13 protein-coding genes are annotated in these 13,802 nt (G+C 70.8%); 7 read left to right on the top strand and 6 right to left on the bottom strand.

Translation table 11 applies throughout. The annotated features are described in order from the left end of the window. The 3 genes from FLX07_RS22040 to FLX07_RS22030 all read left to right on the top strand — a co-directional run. Positions 1-526: cellulose binding domain-containing protein (locus FLX07_RS22040; protein WP_191049454.1), on the top strand; the 526-nt coding region annotated here is incomplete at its 5' end. A 246-nt stretch (positions 527-772) separates the two neighbouring features. Further along, on the top strand, positions 773-1,660 hold the full coding sequence (locus FLX07_RS22035; protein ID WP_142572865.1) for a sulfotransferase family protein: 888 nt from the start codon (positions 773-775) through the stop codon (positions 1,658-1,660). After that, positions 1,657-2,832 (top strand): glycosyltransferase family 4 protein, encoded by a 1,176-nt coding sequence (locus tag FLX07_RS22030; protein ID WP_142572863.1) that lies wholly within the window; start codon positions 1,657-1,659, stop codon positions 2,830-2,832. Before FLX07_RS22035 ends, FLX07_RS22030 begins: the two co-directional genes overlap by 4 nt. Before the next feature lie 101 nt (positions 2,833-2,933). Here FLX07_RS22030 and FLX07_RS22025 read toward each other — a convergent pair whose 3' ends face one another. Genes FLX07_RS22025 through FLX07_RS22015 form a run of 3 tightly spaced genes read right to left on the bottom strand, consistent with a single transcriptional unit; the run spans position 2,934 to position 8,062 of the window. After that, positions 2,934-5,687: a bifunctional YncE family protein/alkaline phosphatase family protein gene (locus FLX07_RS22025; protein ID WP_142572861.1), complete on the bottom strand. Its 2,754-nt coding sequence runs from the start codon at positions 5,685-5,687 to the stop codon at positions 2,934-2,936. A gap of 3 nt (positions 5,688-5,690) precedes the next feature. Continuing rightward, positions 5,691-7,058, bottom strand: a complete 1,368-nt coding sequence (locus FLX07_RS22020) for an ABC transporter permease (RefSeq protein ID WP_142572859.1) — start codon at positions 7,056-7,058, stop codon at positions 5,691-5,693. Further along, positions 7,055-8,062, bottom strand: a complete 1,008-nt coding sequence (locus FLX07_RS22015) for an ABC transporter ATP-binding protein (protein ID WP_142572857.1) — start codon at positions 8,060-8,062, stop codon at positions 7,055-7,057. Before FLX07_RS22015 ends, FLX07_RS22020 begins: the two co-directional genes overlap by 4 nt. Before the next feature lie 257 nt (positions 8,063-8,319). Here FLX07_RS22015 and FLX07_RS22010 point away from each other — a divergent pair, with 257 nt between their 5' ends. From FLX07_RS22010 to FLX07_RS21995, 4 genes are all read left to right on the top strand, one after another. Further along, the gene (locus tag FLX07_RS22010) at positions 8,320-9,603 is read left to right on the top strand and encodes an alkaline phosphatase (protein ID WP_142572855.1); all 1,284 of its coding nucleotides are present in this window, start codon (positions 8,320-8,322) and stop codon (positions 9,601-9,603) included. Between the two features lie 139 nt (positions 9,604-9,742). After that, the gene (locus FLX07_RS22005; protein ID WP_142572854.1) at positions 9,743-10,306 is read left to right on the top strand and encodes a DUF4291 domain-containing protein; all 564 of its coding nucleotides are present in this window, start codon (positions 9,743-9,745) and stop codon (positions 10,304-10,306) included. A gap of 197 nt (positions 10,307-10,503) precedes the next feature. Next, positions 10,504-11,175 carry a hypothetical protein gene (locus tag FLX07_RS22000; protein ID WP_208762318.1) on the top strand — a complete coding sequence of 224 codons (672 nt, stop codon included), beginning with the start codon at positions 10,504-10,506 and terminating at the stop codon, positions 11,173-11,175. After that, positions 11,172-12,152, top strand: coding sequence for a nucleotidyl transferase AbiEii/AbiGii toxin family protein (locus FLX07_RS21995; RefSeq protein WP_142572852.1), 981 nt, complete (start codon positions 11,172-11,174; stop codon positions 12,150-12,152). Before FLX07_RS22000 ends, FLX07_RS21995 begins: the two co-directional genes overlap by 4 nt. 7 nt (positions 12,153-12,159) lie before the next feature. On the opposite strand, the gene FLX07_RS21990 is transcribed toward FLX07_RS21995, so the two are convergent. From FLX07_RS21990 to FLX07_RS21980, 3 genes are all read right to left on the bottom strand, one after another. Continuing rightward, complete coding sequence (locus FLX07_RS21990; protein ID WP_244311165.1) at positions 12,160-12,696, bottom strand: NUDIX hydrolase family protein; 537 nt, start codon at positions 12,694-12,696, stop codon at positions 12,160-12,162. A gap of 122 nt (positions 12,697-12,818) precedes the next feature. Beyond that, complete coding sequence (locus FLX07_RS21985; RefSeq protein ID WP_142572850.1) at positions 12,819-13,373, bottom strand: hypothetical protein; 555 nt, start codon at positions 13,371-13,373, stop codon at positions 12,819-12,821. A gap of 5 nt (positions 13,374-13,378) precedes the next feature. Beyond that, positions 13,379-13,795 (bottom strand): hypothetical protein, encoded by a 417-nt coding sequence (locus FLX07_RS21980; protein WP_142572848.1) that lies wholly within the window; start codon positions 13,793-13,795, stop codon positions 13,379-13,381. Positions 13,796-13,802: the final 7 nt, after the last annotated feature.

Raw genomic sequence — 13,802 nt, 5'->3', positions numbered from 1 at the left:
CTGCGTCGGCATCACCGTGTGGGGCGTGCGCGACAGCGACTCCTGGCGCTCCAGCCAGACCCCGCTGCTGTTCGACGGCAACGGCAACAAGAAGGCCGCCTACACCTCGGTCCTCAACGCCCTCAACAACGCGGCTCCCAACACCTCACCCAGCCCCACTCCCCCGGTCAGCCCCAGCCCCAGCCCGAGCCCGACCCCGCCGGTCAGCCCGTCGCCCGGCACCTCACCCCAGCCGGGTGGATGCAGCGCGACGATGCGTACGGTGAGCTCCTGGCCCGGCGGCTTCCAGTCCGAGGTCACGGTCACCGCCGGCAGTTCGGCGGTCAACGGCTGGACCCTGAACTGGACCTGGTCCGGCGGGCAGACGTTCAGCAGCGTGTGGAACGGCACGCAGAGCGTGTCCGGCTCCTCCGTGACGGTCCGCAACGCTCCCTACAACGGCTCCATCGCGGCCGGCTCGTCCACGACCGTCGGCTTCACCGCCAACGGCAGCGCGGCCACTCCGTCCGTCACCTGCAGCAGCTGATCTCTGGCACCTGACCTCTGACGAAACCGGATCCGGTTCGGACGAATGTCCGGCCGGATCCGGTTTCGCGTTGTCATACGTCCGTATTCGGGGGCGGAGGAGCGGATCCCGGCGGCGGGACGACGGCCGCGCCGGACGGGACCGCGCGCAGGCCGTAAGCCACCTGGTGAGACAGGGTGGGATCACAGGTGAGCCGGGGGCGGATTCTCAGGGATTTCCCCGGAAGCCCCGGTAATCTCGCGGGCCATGACATGGCAGCGGAGGATCAACGGCGCACTCGTCAAGTTCACGGGAGTCCAGCTCACCCGTGTCCGGCCCGCCGCCCAGTCGTCGCCCGCGGGCCCCGCTCCGGCTCCGGCGCCGGAGGAGCTGGTGCGTCCCCCCGCCGATCCTCGCGCCGACCGCCTTCTGGTCGCGCCGGTGTTCATCATGTCCCCGGTGCGGTCGGGCTCCACCCTGCTGCGGTCGCTCCTGAACGCGCACCCCGAACTCCACGCCCCGCACGAGCTGCACGTCAGGCGGCTGACCGTCGGGTTCGGCACGCCGCTGGCCCGCAAGGCCATGGAGGCGCTCGGCCACAACCAGGCCGACCTGGAGCACATGCTGTGGGACCGGGTGCTCCACCGCGAACTGGTGCGGAGCGGTAAGCGGACCATCGTGGACAAGACTCCCGCCAACGCCTTCGCGTACGCCCGGATCTCCGCCTGCTGGCCCGACGCCCGGTATGTCTTCCTGCTGCGCCACCCCGCCTCTATCGCCGCCTCCTGGTATGAGGCCGACCCCGTCAAGCGCACCCGGGAGGAGGCCGCCTCCGACGCGCTGCGTTACATGAAGGCGGTGCAGCGGGCCAGGAAGGCGCTCACCGGCCTGACCGTCCGGTATGAGGATCTGACCGGCGAGCCGGAGAAGACGACCCGCGCCATCTGCGACTTCCTCGAGGTGGAGTGGGAGCCCGGCATGCTGGCGTACGGCGAGCAGAAGGTGGTGCAGAAGGGCCTGGGCGACTGGAGCGACAAGATCCGGTCGGGCGCGGTGCAGCAGGGACGCGACCTGCCCGGGCCGGACGAGATACCCGACCTGCTCAAACCCATGTGCCGCAGCTGGGGCTACCTCCCCGAGGAGGAGGGCCGATGAGAATCCGATACATGCTCCTGCACGCCTACGGCATGGGCGGCACGATCCGCACCGTGGTCAACCAGGCGAACGCGATGGCCGCGCTCGGCCACGAGGTCGAGATCGTCAGCGTGGTGCGCCGCCGCGAGGAGCCGCAGTTCCGGCTGCATCCCGAGGTCATGCTCACCACGCTGGTGGACCAGCGGTCCGGCGTGCAGGCCGACTCTCTCGGCCGGCGCGTGTGGCGGCGGCTGCGCGGCAAGATCGTGCCCTACGGCGAGTTCGCCGCGGGCTACTTCACCGAGCGGGTCGAGAAGGCGGTCATCGACTACGTCACCTCGGTGGACGAAGGGGTCCTCATCACCACGCGCCCGGCGCTGAACCTCATCTCCGTGCGCCGCGCCTCCAAGAACGTCGTGCGGGTGGCACAGGAGCACATGAATCTCGGCACCTACCCGGGACCGCTGCGCGAGGAGCTCATCCGGCACTACGGCGGCTTCGACGCGGTCGCCGTGCTGACGGCCAGCGACCAGCGCGAGTACGAGCAGGCGCTGCCCGGCACGAGGATCGTACGGATTCCGAACGCGGTGCACTCGGTGAACCAGGCGCCGTCCCGGCAGGAGAACCCGATCGTGGTCGCCGCCGGACGCCTGGTCAAGCAGAAGGGCTTCGACCTGCTGCTGCCGGCGTTCGCCCAGGTGGTGAAGGAACATCCGGAGTGGCGCCTGCGCGTCTTCGGCACCGGCCCGAAGAAGGCCGCCCTGCGGGCGCTGATCGGCGAGCACGGCCTGTCCGCGCACGTCACGTTGATGGGCCGGACCAACCGCCTCGACGAGGAGCTCGCCCGGGCCTCGATCTACGCGCTGAGCAGCCGTTTCGAGGGCCTGCCGATGGTCATGATCGAGGCGATGACCCACGCGCTGCCGATCGTGGCCTTCGACTGCCCGACCGGCCCCCGCGACGTGCTCACCGACGGGACCGACGGCGTCCTGGTGCCCAGCGGGGACGTGGACGCCTTCGCCGCGGCCCTGAACCGGCTCATCGCCGACCGCGACCTGCGGCTGCGGATGGGCGCCGCCGCCGTGGCCACCTCCGGGGAGTACGCGCCGGCGAACGTCATGCCGCTGTGGGAGAACCTGTTCACCGAACTCCTGCGGACCAAGACGGGCAGCGGCGCGCAGGCGCGGCGCTGACCCGGCCACACGCGCACGCGGCCCCGCCCTGTGCAGGGACGGAAAGGGCCCCTGGCCGGCGGTGACGCCGGTCAAGGGCCCTTCCGTCTGATCGGCCTGCGTCAGCCGTCGTTGTCCGACGACGGGATGTAGGCGCCCGGCACCTGGTCCGGCGCGTAGATCTCGCCGTCACCCGGGTAGGGCTTCTTGTAGTCGTGCGCCTCGTACCAGGAGAAGCGGTTCATCTGCTCCGGGTTCCCCGAGTCGGCCCTGGCGCCCGGCCCGTTGAACGCCTGGTGCGACTTCCAGGCGCCCCACTTCTTCGCGATGTCCTGCTTGTCCGCGGGCACCTTCGCCAACGGCGCCGCCGCCGCGGCCGGGTTCTGCGGCGCGGGTGTGTCCGCACCGCAGGACGGCAGGGTGGAGCCCGACAGGCCCAGCGTCAGCGACGTGCGGTTCGGCAGGGCGGTGAACGGCGTGTAGTCGGGCTTGCCGGTGAAAACCGCCGCCATCGGGGTGGCGGCGCTGTCCTTCTGGTTCATCGGCTGGATCCCGAGGATCTGCTCGATGGTGCGGATCATGGTGATCTGCGTGTAGTAGCGGCTGTCCACGGTGCCGTGCTTCGCCCAGGGGCTGATGATCTGGATCGGGGCACGATGGCCGTCGACGTGGTCGGTGCCGGCCTGGGAGTCGTCCTCGACGACGAAGATCGCCGAGTCCTTCCAGTACTCGCTGTGCGAGATCTTGTCCACGATCCTGCCGACGGCCAGGTCATTGTCGGCGACCTGGGCGGCGCCGTTCACCGGACCGCCGGTGTGGTCGCTGGACAGCCAGAACATGTTCAGGTTGGCCGGCCCGTTGGCGTCGAAGTCACGCTTCCAGATCTCGTACCGGTAGATGTCCGGGACGCTGGTGTCGAACTTCGGGAAGCCGTGCACCGACACGTCGTTGAGCGACGGGATCGGCGAGGACGAGTTCAGGGTGTAGGCGGTGTTCGCCCCGGTGGCTTCCATGTTCTTGGTGTCGCAGTACAGGTTCTGCCACGTCGCGCCCGAGGGCTTGGTGAGGAACTGGTGGAACTCACCGAAGTTCCGCACGGTCTTGCCCGCGGCCTGCGCACCGCTCCAGATGAAGCCGGTCCGCTGGTGGCCGAGGGCGTCGTCCTCGGTGTCGTAGCTGCGCAGGTACTGACCGGCCGAGGACTCGGTGTACTCCGGGTTGTCGGCCTGCATCAGCCAGTTGTGGCCTTCGGCGGAGTTGGTGCCGATGTCGTAGGTGTTGTCGTACAGGCCGAACTGGCGCGCCAGCGCGTGCTGGTTCGGCGTCACGTTCTCGCCGTACTGGGCCAGCGACGGGTCGCCGTTGCCCTGCGGAATGTCACCGAGGACCTGGTCGTAGGTCCGGTTCTCCTTGACGATCAGGAAGACGTGCTTGATCGTCGAGGGGTCCCCGAGACGCTTCGGGACCGGCTCGGCCTTCTGCTTGTTGCCGTGGGCGATCTTGACGTCGTTCTTGCCCCAGCCGTTCTGCTCGAAGACCGTGGCCGTGGACTTGGCGATCTCCTTGTCGTCCGGCAGCGTGAACCGCTGCAGGCTCGACGTCGTGTCGTGGGTGCCGTGCCCGGCGGCGGTGGTGGGGCGGCGGGCGTCGATGCCACGGGTGTTGGAGACCAGCACCTGGTCACCGACCGTGGTGATCTCCGCCGGGAAGTAGTCGGTCGGGAGCAGGCCGACGTAGCCGACCGGCTCCTGCGGGCTCGTGTACCGGTAGACGGCGACCGCGTTGGCGCGGCCGAGCGTCACCAGCAGGTGACCGTCGTCGGTGAGCGTCACGGCGTCGGGCTCGTAGCCCACGGAGGCCTGCGGCCAGGGCTGGGTGGCGATGGTCTGGACGACCTTGTCGGCGGCGGTGTCGATGACCGACACGTCGTTGGTGGCGGTGTTGGTGACGAACAGCGCGCCGTTCTTGACGTACAGGCTGGTCGGGTGCAGGCCGACGTCGATGCTCGAAGGGACGGCGGACGGGTTCGCCAGGTCGATGACGCTCACCGTGCCGGTGGTGGTGGCGCCGGTGTTCGGGTCGGCCGGCACCTGGGTGCCGTAGGAGTTGATCGTCGTCTCGCCGGGCCTGGCCGGACGGCCGCCCTCGTTGCTGACGTAGAGCTTGGTCCCGACCATGACCATGTCCCGCGGGGCGTTGCCCACGGCCCAGCTCTGCTGGACGGCTCCGGTCGCCGCGTCCATGGCGACCACCCGGTTCTGACCGTTGACGGCGACGTACACGGTCTTGCCGTCGGCGGAGAACACCGGCTCACCCACCAGCGCGCGCTTCGAGCCCTGCGCGGCGATGGTGACGTTGACCGGCGCGGCGAGGGAGCCGTCCGGGTTCACGGTGAACCTGGTGAAGCCGTCGGCCCGGCCCAGCCACAGCTGCGAACCGTCGGGCGAGTACGTGGGGCCTTCCTGGCCCACGAGGTTGTCGGTGATGCGCAGGTTCGCCGCGGCGTTGTTGCCGACGACCTGCTGCACCTTCCAGTCCTTCAGGTCGACGATGACGAGCGCCATCCCGCCGTCGGTGACGGAGGCGGCGAGGTGCGTGCCGTCCGGGCTGACCGAGGACGACATGATCTTGCCGTTGTCGATGACGAGGCGCTCGCCGATGGAGTCGATGTACTGGTCACTCGACACGACCAGGCCCTTGTCGGTGGTCTGGCCGACCTGCTGGGTGCCGAATACGTCGGTGGACGCGTAGGCGATGCCGCCGCCGGTGACGACGAGAGCGGCGGTGGCGGACGCGAGGAGGCGGGTCCGCCGGCCGGTGCGTCCGCTGAGGAGTCCGAGAGGGACCTTGGCGACGCGCTGGCGCGTGACGTGCATGAATCATTCCTTCGGGGTGCTTGCGAGCAGGTCGACGTTCCCGTCGAACTGCCAGAGGGGGTTGGGTGCGTCCCCGGCAGGGGTGCGCACCTGGAAGTAGCCGTTCACCTCCTTGGGTCCGTCTCCGTCGGCGACGTACCGCCCGTCCGCGGTGACGTCGAGCTGGTAGATGGCGGAGCCGACGGCGCTCGCGCCCGGCAGGTGCCAGGAGACGACGCACCGCCAGTCGTTGCCCGGTCCCCGGTCGAGGACCCGGGAGCCGCCCTTGTCGCACGACGCGGACGCCCCCAGCTGCGCCTCGGTGACGTCGGGCCGATGGAGCTCCCGCGTCTGCAGCCGGTAGAGATGGGCGTACGCCGTGGCGAGCGAGTCCTGCAGCTTCCCCTTCTCGATCCCCGAGCCCGTGGCCGGGGTCGCGACGGCGATCACGCCCACGGTGAGGACGACCAGTGCGGCCAGCGGCAGGACCGCCGCCACGACGACCCGCCGGCCCGACCCGTCGTACGTGAGGTCGGTGAAGTCGCGGCGCAGGAACAGCCGGTAGGCCAGCGCGGTGGCGGCGACCGCCCAGACCAGGCTCACCGCGAGACCGATGAGGAGGGGGCCCGTCTGCGCCGGGCTGGTGAAGAGCCCGCGCCAGGCGATGAAGGCGCTGTTCGGCAGGGCCGTGCGCACCGCCACCGGCAGCGGGAGCAGCTGCGCGAGCTGCAGCACCAGGGCGAGCAGCGCGGGCATCAGCAGCCCCATCGGTGAGCGGCCCAGGGCCACCGAGCCGAGGAGCCCCACGGCGGCGAACGCCACCGTCGGCGCCAGCACGCACACCCAGGCGAGCAGAACCGTGGCGGCGGCGTCCGCCGGGGCGAGGAGATGGCCGTCCAGGCCGGCGAGCGGCCGGTTGCCGACCGCCGCCAGGCCGCCGACGATGCCCGACGCGGCCAGCCCCGCCACCAGCAGCAGGAGCACGGTCAGGCTGGCGAGGCCCTTCGCCACGAAGATCCGCCTCGGTGAGCGGACCGCCACGAGGAGGTGGCGCCAGGTGCCCAGCCGGTCCTCGGCCGCGAAGACGTCGCCGGCGACCAGCGCCGTCAGCAGCGGAAGCGCCCAGCTGCACGAGAAGTCGAGTACGACCAGCGCCCCCGCCCAGCCGGTCGCGTTCATCCAGCGGCCGAAGACCGTGTCGGCGGGGAGCGAGCTCTGCAGGCTCACGGCGGCCACGAAGGCCGCCGGAGCGATCCAGCAGGCGAGCAGCAGCAGGCGGATGCGCCACTGGGAGAGCAGCTTGGCCAGCTCGAACCGGTAGCCGGGCAGCACGGGCGCCGGCCGGGCGCCGACCGGGGGCCGGGTGCCGGTGGCGGTGACGGTGGCGGTCATCGCAGGTCCTCCTGATCCATCTGCTCCTCCTGGCCGGTCCGCACAGGGGCGGTGCCGGCCCCGGTCAGGGCGAGGAACGCGGCCTCGAGCGGCGTCACCACGGGCGCCAGCTCCCGGAGCGCCACGCCGGCCCGCACCAGCCGTACGACCAGCTCGTCGACGGCCGGCACGGGCCCGCGCACCACGAGTACGTCGGTGTCGAGTCGTTGTGCGGGGTCGCGGCCGGGCGCGACGCGGAGCCCGGGCGTCTCCGACGCCAGCCGGTGGGCGGCCGCGGGATCGGAGGTGAGCAGCCGGTAGTCGAGCTCGCCGCTCTCGGCTGCGAGCTTGCTCACCGGGCCCGAGAAGACGACCCGTCCGGTGGCGAGGATGGTCACCTCGGAGCACAGCGCGGCGAGGTCGTCCATGCGATGGCTGGACAGGACCACCGCGGTCCCGTCCGCGGCGAGTCCGGCGATGACGCGGTGCACGTGGTGCTTGCCCGCGGGGTCCAGGCCGTTGGCCGGCTCGTCGAGGACGAGCAGTCGCGGCTTGGTGAGCAGCGCCGCGGCGAGCCCGAGCCGCTGGCGCATCCCCAGTGAGAAGCCCCGGACACGGTCGTCGGCGACGTCGGTGAGCCCGACCTGCTCCAGCGCGTCGTCGACGCCGGTGGCGCCATCGGCGTCGTACCGGCCCAGCGAGGCCAGGGCCGAGAGGTTCTGTCGCGCGGTGAGCGAGGGATAGAGCCCGGGCCCGTCCACGAAGCCCGCGACGCCCTGGGGGACGGCGAGCGTCCGCCCGACCGGCGTGCCCAGGATCTCGAGGCGGCCGCCGTCCGCGACCGCCAAGCCCAGCAGCAGGCCGAGGAGCGTCGTCTTGCCCGCGCCGTTCGGGCCGACCAGGCCGTGGACCTGCCCGTACACCACGTCGAGGTCGACGCCGTCGAGTGCGACCACATCGCCGAAGGACTTCGTGATCCCGCGAGCCCGGACCGCCGGGCTCCTGTTTTCGTCGACTTTTCCCATCCGTGTCCTTCCTCGGCAGCCGACACCCGATCGCAGGTTCGGTGATCGGTACGGCAGCGAGAAAGCTAGCCCCGCTAAGTACGCGGGACGGTGTGCGCCATGACAACACTCGGTTTACGCGCAGTAAACAAAGATCGCGATCGGCGGGGAAGTTGGCCCGACGTGGTTAAAGATGTCTCTAGGCCGCGTTCACCTGATGGTGGGTTTTCGCCCGTAATATCCCCATCTTGCAAACAGATACCCACTTGGGGGTTTTAATGGGTTCCTCCCGCAAGCGTCTGCTGCGGCTGCTTGTTCCTGCGACGACCGTGGCCACGACCGTGGTCGTCAGCACGGTTCTCACTCCTGTCCTGTCCGCGAACGCCGCGACCTCCGACCACGGCGCCGGACGGGCACGCAGTGTGATCTTCATCAACGGTGACGGCATGTCCGCGGCGCATCGTGAAGCCGCGAGGCTGTCCCTGGCTGGTCTCGACGGACAGCTCACCATGGACAAGCTCCCGGTCTCCGGGCAGCTGAGCACCAGTCCGCACGATCCCAAGACGGCCATCACCGACTCCGCCGCCGCGGCCACCGCCTGGGCGACGGGAACCAAGACCTACAACGGCGCCATCAGCGTGGACGTCAAGGGCAAGCCGCTGCCGATCCTGGGCCGGCAGGCCAAGGCGGCGGGCAAGTCCACCGGCCTCGTCACTACATCTCAGGTGACCGACGCCAGCCCTGCCGCGTGGTTCTCCCAGACCGCCGACCGCGCCGCTCAGGACGAGATCGCGCGGCAGTACCTGGCGGTCAGCAAGCCGGACGTCATCCTCGGCGGTGGCGAGGACTGGTGGCTCCCCGCGGGCACGCCCGGCGCGTGGCCGGACAAGCCCGCCGAGGACCCCAGCGAGGCCAGCAAGGGGACCAAGGGCAACCTGATCGACCGGGCCAAGCGCTCCGGCTACCAGTACGTCTCCAGCGCCAAGGAGCTCGCCCACGCGAAGCGGGGGAAGCTGCTGGGCCTGTTCAGCAACGAGGAGATGTTCCAGCAGCGGCCCGAAGGCCAGGGTGACGTCTACTCTCCGGCCGTGGACCTGGCCACCATGACCCAGAAGGCTCTGGACACCCTCAGCACGAACAAGAAGGGCTTCTTCCTCTTCGTCGAAGAAGAGGGCGTCGACGAGTTCGCGCACGAGAACAACGGCGCGCGCGTGCTCCAGGCCATGAAGTCTCTGGAGAAGGCCGTCAAGGTCGCCAGGTCGTACGTGGCCGCGCATCCCGACACGCTTCTCGTCGTCACGGGTGACCACGACTGCGGCGGTCTGACCGTGGAAGACCCTATCGACAGCGACGAGAGCGGCAGCGACCTGTCGACCGAGGACGGTCCGTTCCCGGTCCACGGCAGCAACCTCAAGTTCGTCATGGACTGGACCACCACCGAACACACCGGCGCGGACGTGCCGGTCACCGCCCAGGGGCCCCTGTCCACCCTCTTCACGGGCAAGCACCCCAACACCTACGTCCACGAGGTGCTCTCGCGAGTGCTGACCTCACGGCACTGAACGACCGCTCGTCGCGCCGCCGCCTCCTTCGGCGGCGGCGCGCGGATGGCGGTGCGCCCTCGGCACCGGCGATAACCATCGCCGGGCACCGGCGATAACCGGTTGCCCGCTCCGACACGCCGTGGGGACACTCGGCGGCATGAACGTTCCCTATAGGCAGATCCGTGCCGCCTACACCGAGGAGGCGGTCACCGTCTACCAGGCCTACGATCCGGCCATCGCCGGCAGAGCCGTCGCGGCGCAACGGTTCGTGCCGCCGTTCAAACGGGAGCGGATGACCTGGATCAAGCCGTCGTTCCACTGGATGATGTACCGCAGCGGCTGGGCCACCAAGCCCGGCCAGACCCGCGTGCTCGCCGTGGAGATCACCCGCGACGGCATCGAATGGGCGCTCGCCCGTTCCTGTCCCAGTCATCCCGGTACCGGCGACGACCACGCCTCGTGGGCCGCCCGGCTCCGCGGCAGCCCCGTCCGGATCCAGTGGGATCCCGAGCGTGACGCCCACCTGAACCCGCTGCCGTACCGGTCGATCCAGATCGGCCTGTCGCGCGAGGCCGTCGACCGCTACGTCGACCAGTGGATCGTCTCCATCACCGACATCACGGACACACTCGGCGCGGTCCGGGCGGGCGCCTCGGCGCCGCCCGCCGAACGGCCCTATCCGCTGCCGCCCGCCCTCGCCGCCGTCGTCGGCGCCGCCTGAGCAAGGCGCCGTCTCCCGGCCTGTGCCAGACCGGGCGGCGATGGCGTCCGATCCCGTCACGCGCGCGACCGCATCCCTGTACGGCCTGGCATTGGGCGACGCGCTCGGTTCCCAGTTCTTTTGCGGTGAGGCGGGCGGCCGTGCGGCCGGGATAATCCCGATGCCGTACGCCCGCGCGCTCGATTATGGTCGTCGTCATGCCACGTTCCCCCAGCACCGGGGATGCGCCGGGAAGCGCCACGCCACCGGTGAGCGGCCCGGAGTTCAGGGGCGTCTTCGACATCCACCTGACGGTGGCCGCCGACGACGTCGCGCCACTCGCCGCCTGGGCGCGGGAGAACGACGCCAAGTTCACCCACATCGTGCTCGATCGTGGGACGGTCCGCTCCCAGCCGATGCTCACCGTCCGGGGTGCGGGCACGCTCAGCGCACAGAGGACGGCCGCCGCGACGCACGTGGCGCGGTTGCGGGACGAGGGGTTTCGCGTGGTCCGGGTCAAGATCGAGGCGGCTCCTTGGAACGAGGACGTCCCCCCGACCGCCGAGGCCGCCGCGGCGATGCCGGACCGCTACTTCGAACATCACGTCAAGGTCGTCCTCCGGGGAGACCCGGCGCCCCTCACCGAGCTCGCCCTGGTCCACGGCGCGCACGTGTCGCGGAACGCCCGCCGACGGCGCGACGACGGTTCACACGAGCGTTTCGTCACGCAGCGATGCCGGGGTGTCGGGCTGGCCACGGCGGGCCGCCGATTCGAGGGACTGCTCGCCGACCTGGAGCGGCACGGCTACGCCGTACTGGAAGCCGAGCGAGAGTACGTCGTCCACGACGACAACCCGGATGCCGACCACGGCTGGATCGAGGAGAGATGACGTCGAGCTGGGAGCGGTTCCCGTATGTTTCCCTCCCCGAGGGAGTCACCGTCCCACCTTGCGGGACGCCGGGCTTTCCGGAGACCTACCTGCCGGTCGCGAACCGGCCGGGCATCCGCCAGCCGCCGATTTTCGACCCGGCGCTGAAGCAGTTCGACCGTGCGTTCCGGGCCGGCGAACCGATTTTCGACGACCCAGAGGCCGGGCGCCGGTGGCGGCAGGCCCGCCGCCAGGCGATCGATCATCTCGTCCGGATCGTCGCCGAGTCCCCGTGGCACGAGAACCTCGTGCTGCGCGGCAGCCTGCTGCTCGAGGCGTGGGTCGGCGAGGAGGCGCGTGAACCGGGCGACCTCGACTGGGTCGTCGTCCCGCCCACCGTGGACATGGTCAGCCCGCTCACCGCCGCGATGTTCAAGGGCGTCATCACCGCCGCCGTGGCCGGACCGGCCGACGGCGCGGTGACCTTCGACCCGGGCGACATCGCGGCGGACGAGATCTGGACCTACGACCGCGTCCCCGGGCGGCGGCTCGTGTTCACCTGGCGGGCCGGCGACCTTCCGCCGGGGACCGTCCAACTCGACTTCACCTTCAACGAGCGCCTGCCCGTCCCGCCGGAGGTCGCCCTGATCCCGCGCGCCGGCGGGGGCGAGCCCACGCCGATCCTCGCCGCCTCCCCGGAGCTGTCCCTGGCATGGAAGCTGCTCTGGCTGGCCTCCGACATCTGGCCGCAGGGCAAGGACCTCTACGACGCCGTCCTGCTCGCCGAGCGCGTAACGCTCCCCCGCGATCTCGTGCACGAGGTTCTGCGCGACGCGCTCGGGGAGCGCGAGGCCGGTGACTTCGGCCCGGAGACGATCCGTTCTCTCGAGGTGGACTGGGACGAGTTCCGCGCCGAGTATCCCCAGGTCACCGGGAACCCCTGCGACTGGCTGGACCGACTGGCGCGGGCGCTCGGCCCGGCCTTCGCGAAGAAGTGACCCCGGATCAGGTCAGGCGGCCGACGTAGGCGAGCGCCTGCTTGAGCAGCACGCCCTGGCCTCCGGTCATCTCCTGCTGAACGACCGGGGAGGCCGCCTCCTCGGGCGTGAACCACTCCAGGTCCAGCGCGTCCTGCCGGGGCCGGCAGTCCCCGCGCACCGGGACGATGTACGCCAGGGAGACCGCGTGCTGGCGGGGATCGTGGAACGGTGTGACCCCCGGCGTGGGGAAGTACTCCGCCACGGTGAACGGCGTCGGCGAGACGGGCACGTTCGGCAGCGCCACCGGCCCGAGGTCCTTCTCCAGATGGCGCAGGAGCGCGTCGCGGATGCGCTCGTGGTAGAACACCCGCCCGGACACCAACGCCCGGCTCACGTTGCCGTCGGCGCCGATCCGCAGCAGCAGGCCGACGCGGGTCACGGTGCCCGCGTCGTCCACGCGCACCGGCACGGCGTCCACGTACAGGATCGGCATCCGGCCCCGCATCGACTCGATCTCGTCGGGAGCGAGCCAGCCTGGCGTCGTTTCGGTCATTTCGGTCACGGATCGATCGTACTTGCCCAGGCGGGGGGCGGTTCGCAGGTCGGCGCAACCCGTGCCGCGAGTCCGGCCACCTGCTCCCCTTGACGGCAGGCCGCGACGAGAAGCCGAGGGCCATGCCGGGTTCATCCGGTGGCCGTGTTCACCCTGCCTCGGGCGCGGACCGTGCCGTTGTGATGCCAGATCCGCGGGTGGACGTCGGCGGGGGCCGATCCCTCGGGGACATCTGCCAGGACCTCGCGACGGGAGATCCCGGCGACGGCGACCCGCCGCCGATAGTCGGAGAAGATCTGCACTTCGCCGTCGCCCCAGCACAGCGGGCTGTTCGACGCCTCCAGATAGGCGTAGTCCATACCGTGGCGCATGTCGTCGCCCAGCGCGGCGACGTCGACGGCCCATTCGCGCAGGCGCGCCGGCGGGGCGCGGAAGACCAGCGCGCCCCCGATCCGTTCCACGGCGGCGCCGCGGTCGGCGGCCGGCGGCTCCCAGCCGGGCCATCGACGGAACTCCCGGCACTCGCGGACGCGCTCACGCATACGGGCAAGCTCGGCGTCGAGGCCCCACGTCTGCCAGCGGACCGTGCCCTGAGAGGGCTCGGCCACACGGCGGCGCAGCCGCCGGATCGCCTGCGCGGTGAGGGTCGTCAGGTGCTGAAAGGCCCCACGCGCACGTCGCCACAACCGAATCAACCCGGCCGGCGCGGCCGGTGGTGATCGTCGTGCGAAGGCCCGAGCGGGCGGGCGAGCCCGGGATGTGGCTCGTGCCGCTCCAGCCAGTGGACGGTCGACAGGGTCGCGCGCTCGATCATGTCCGCCGTACCGCGGAAGTCGGCGGGCAGCACCTCGACCGGGCACAGCGGCGGCAGCACGTGCAGACGGGTCCGGCGCGTGTTCTGCCTGATCGAGGTGCTGATGCGCTGCTCGCTGAGCAGGTTGTAGCCGTGCAGGGCCATGGCGATCGCCGTCGACGGCGCGGCCGGCAGGTGGCAGGAGAATCCGGGCGCCAGCAGGTACGCCTCGTCGACCCCCGCGTCCACCGCGTAGTCCAAGGTGGTCAGGTCCGCGACGCCGCCGTCCATGAGCACGTGGTCCCCGATCGTCACGGTGGGA

This window comes from Microbispora bryophytorum (assembly GCF_006874465.1).
Classification (GTDB): domain Bacteria; phylum Actinomycetota; class Actinomycetes; order Streptosporangiales; family Streptosporangiaceae; genus Microbispora; species Microbispora bryophytorum.
Note: the sequence above shows the minus strand (reverse complement) of the source record. Positions and strands in the feature narration are given on the sequence as shown.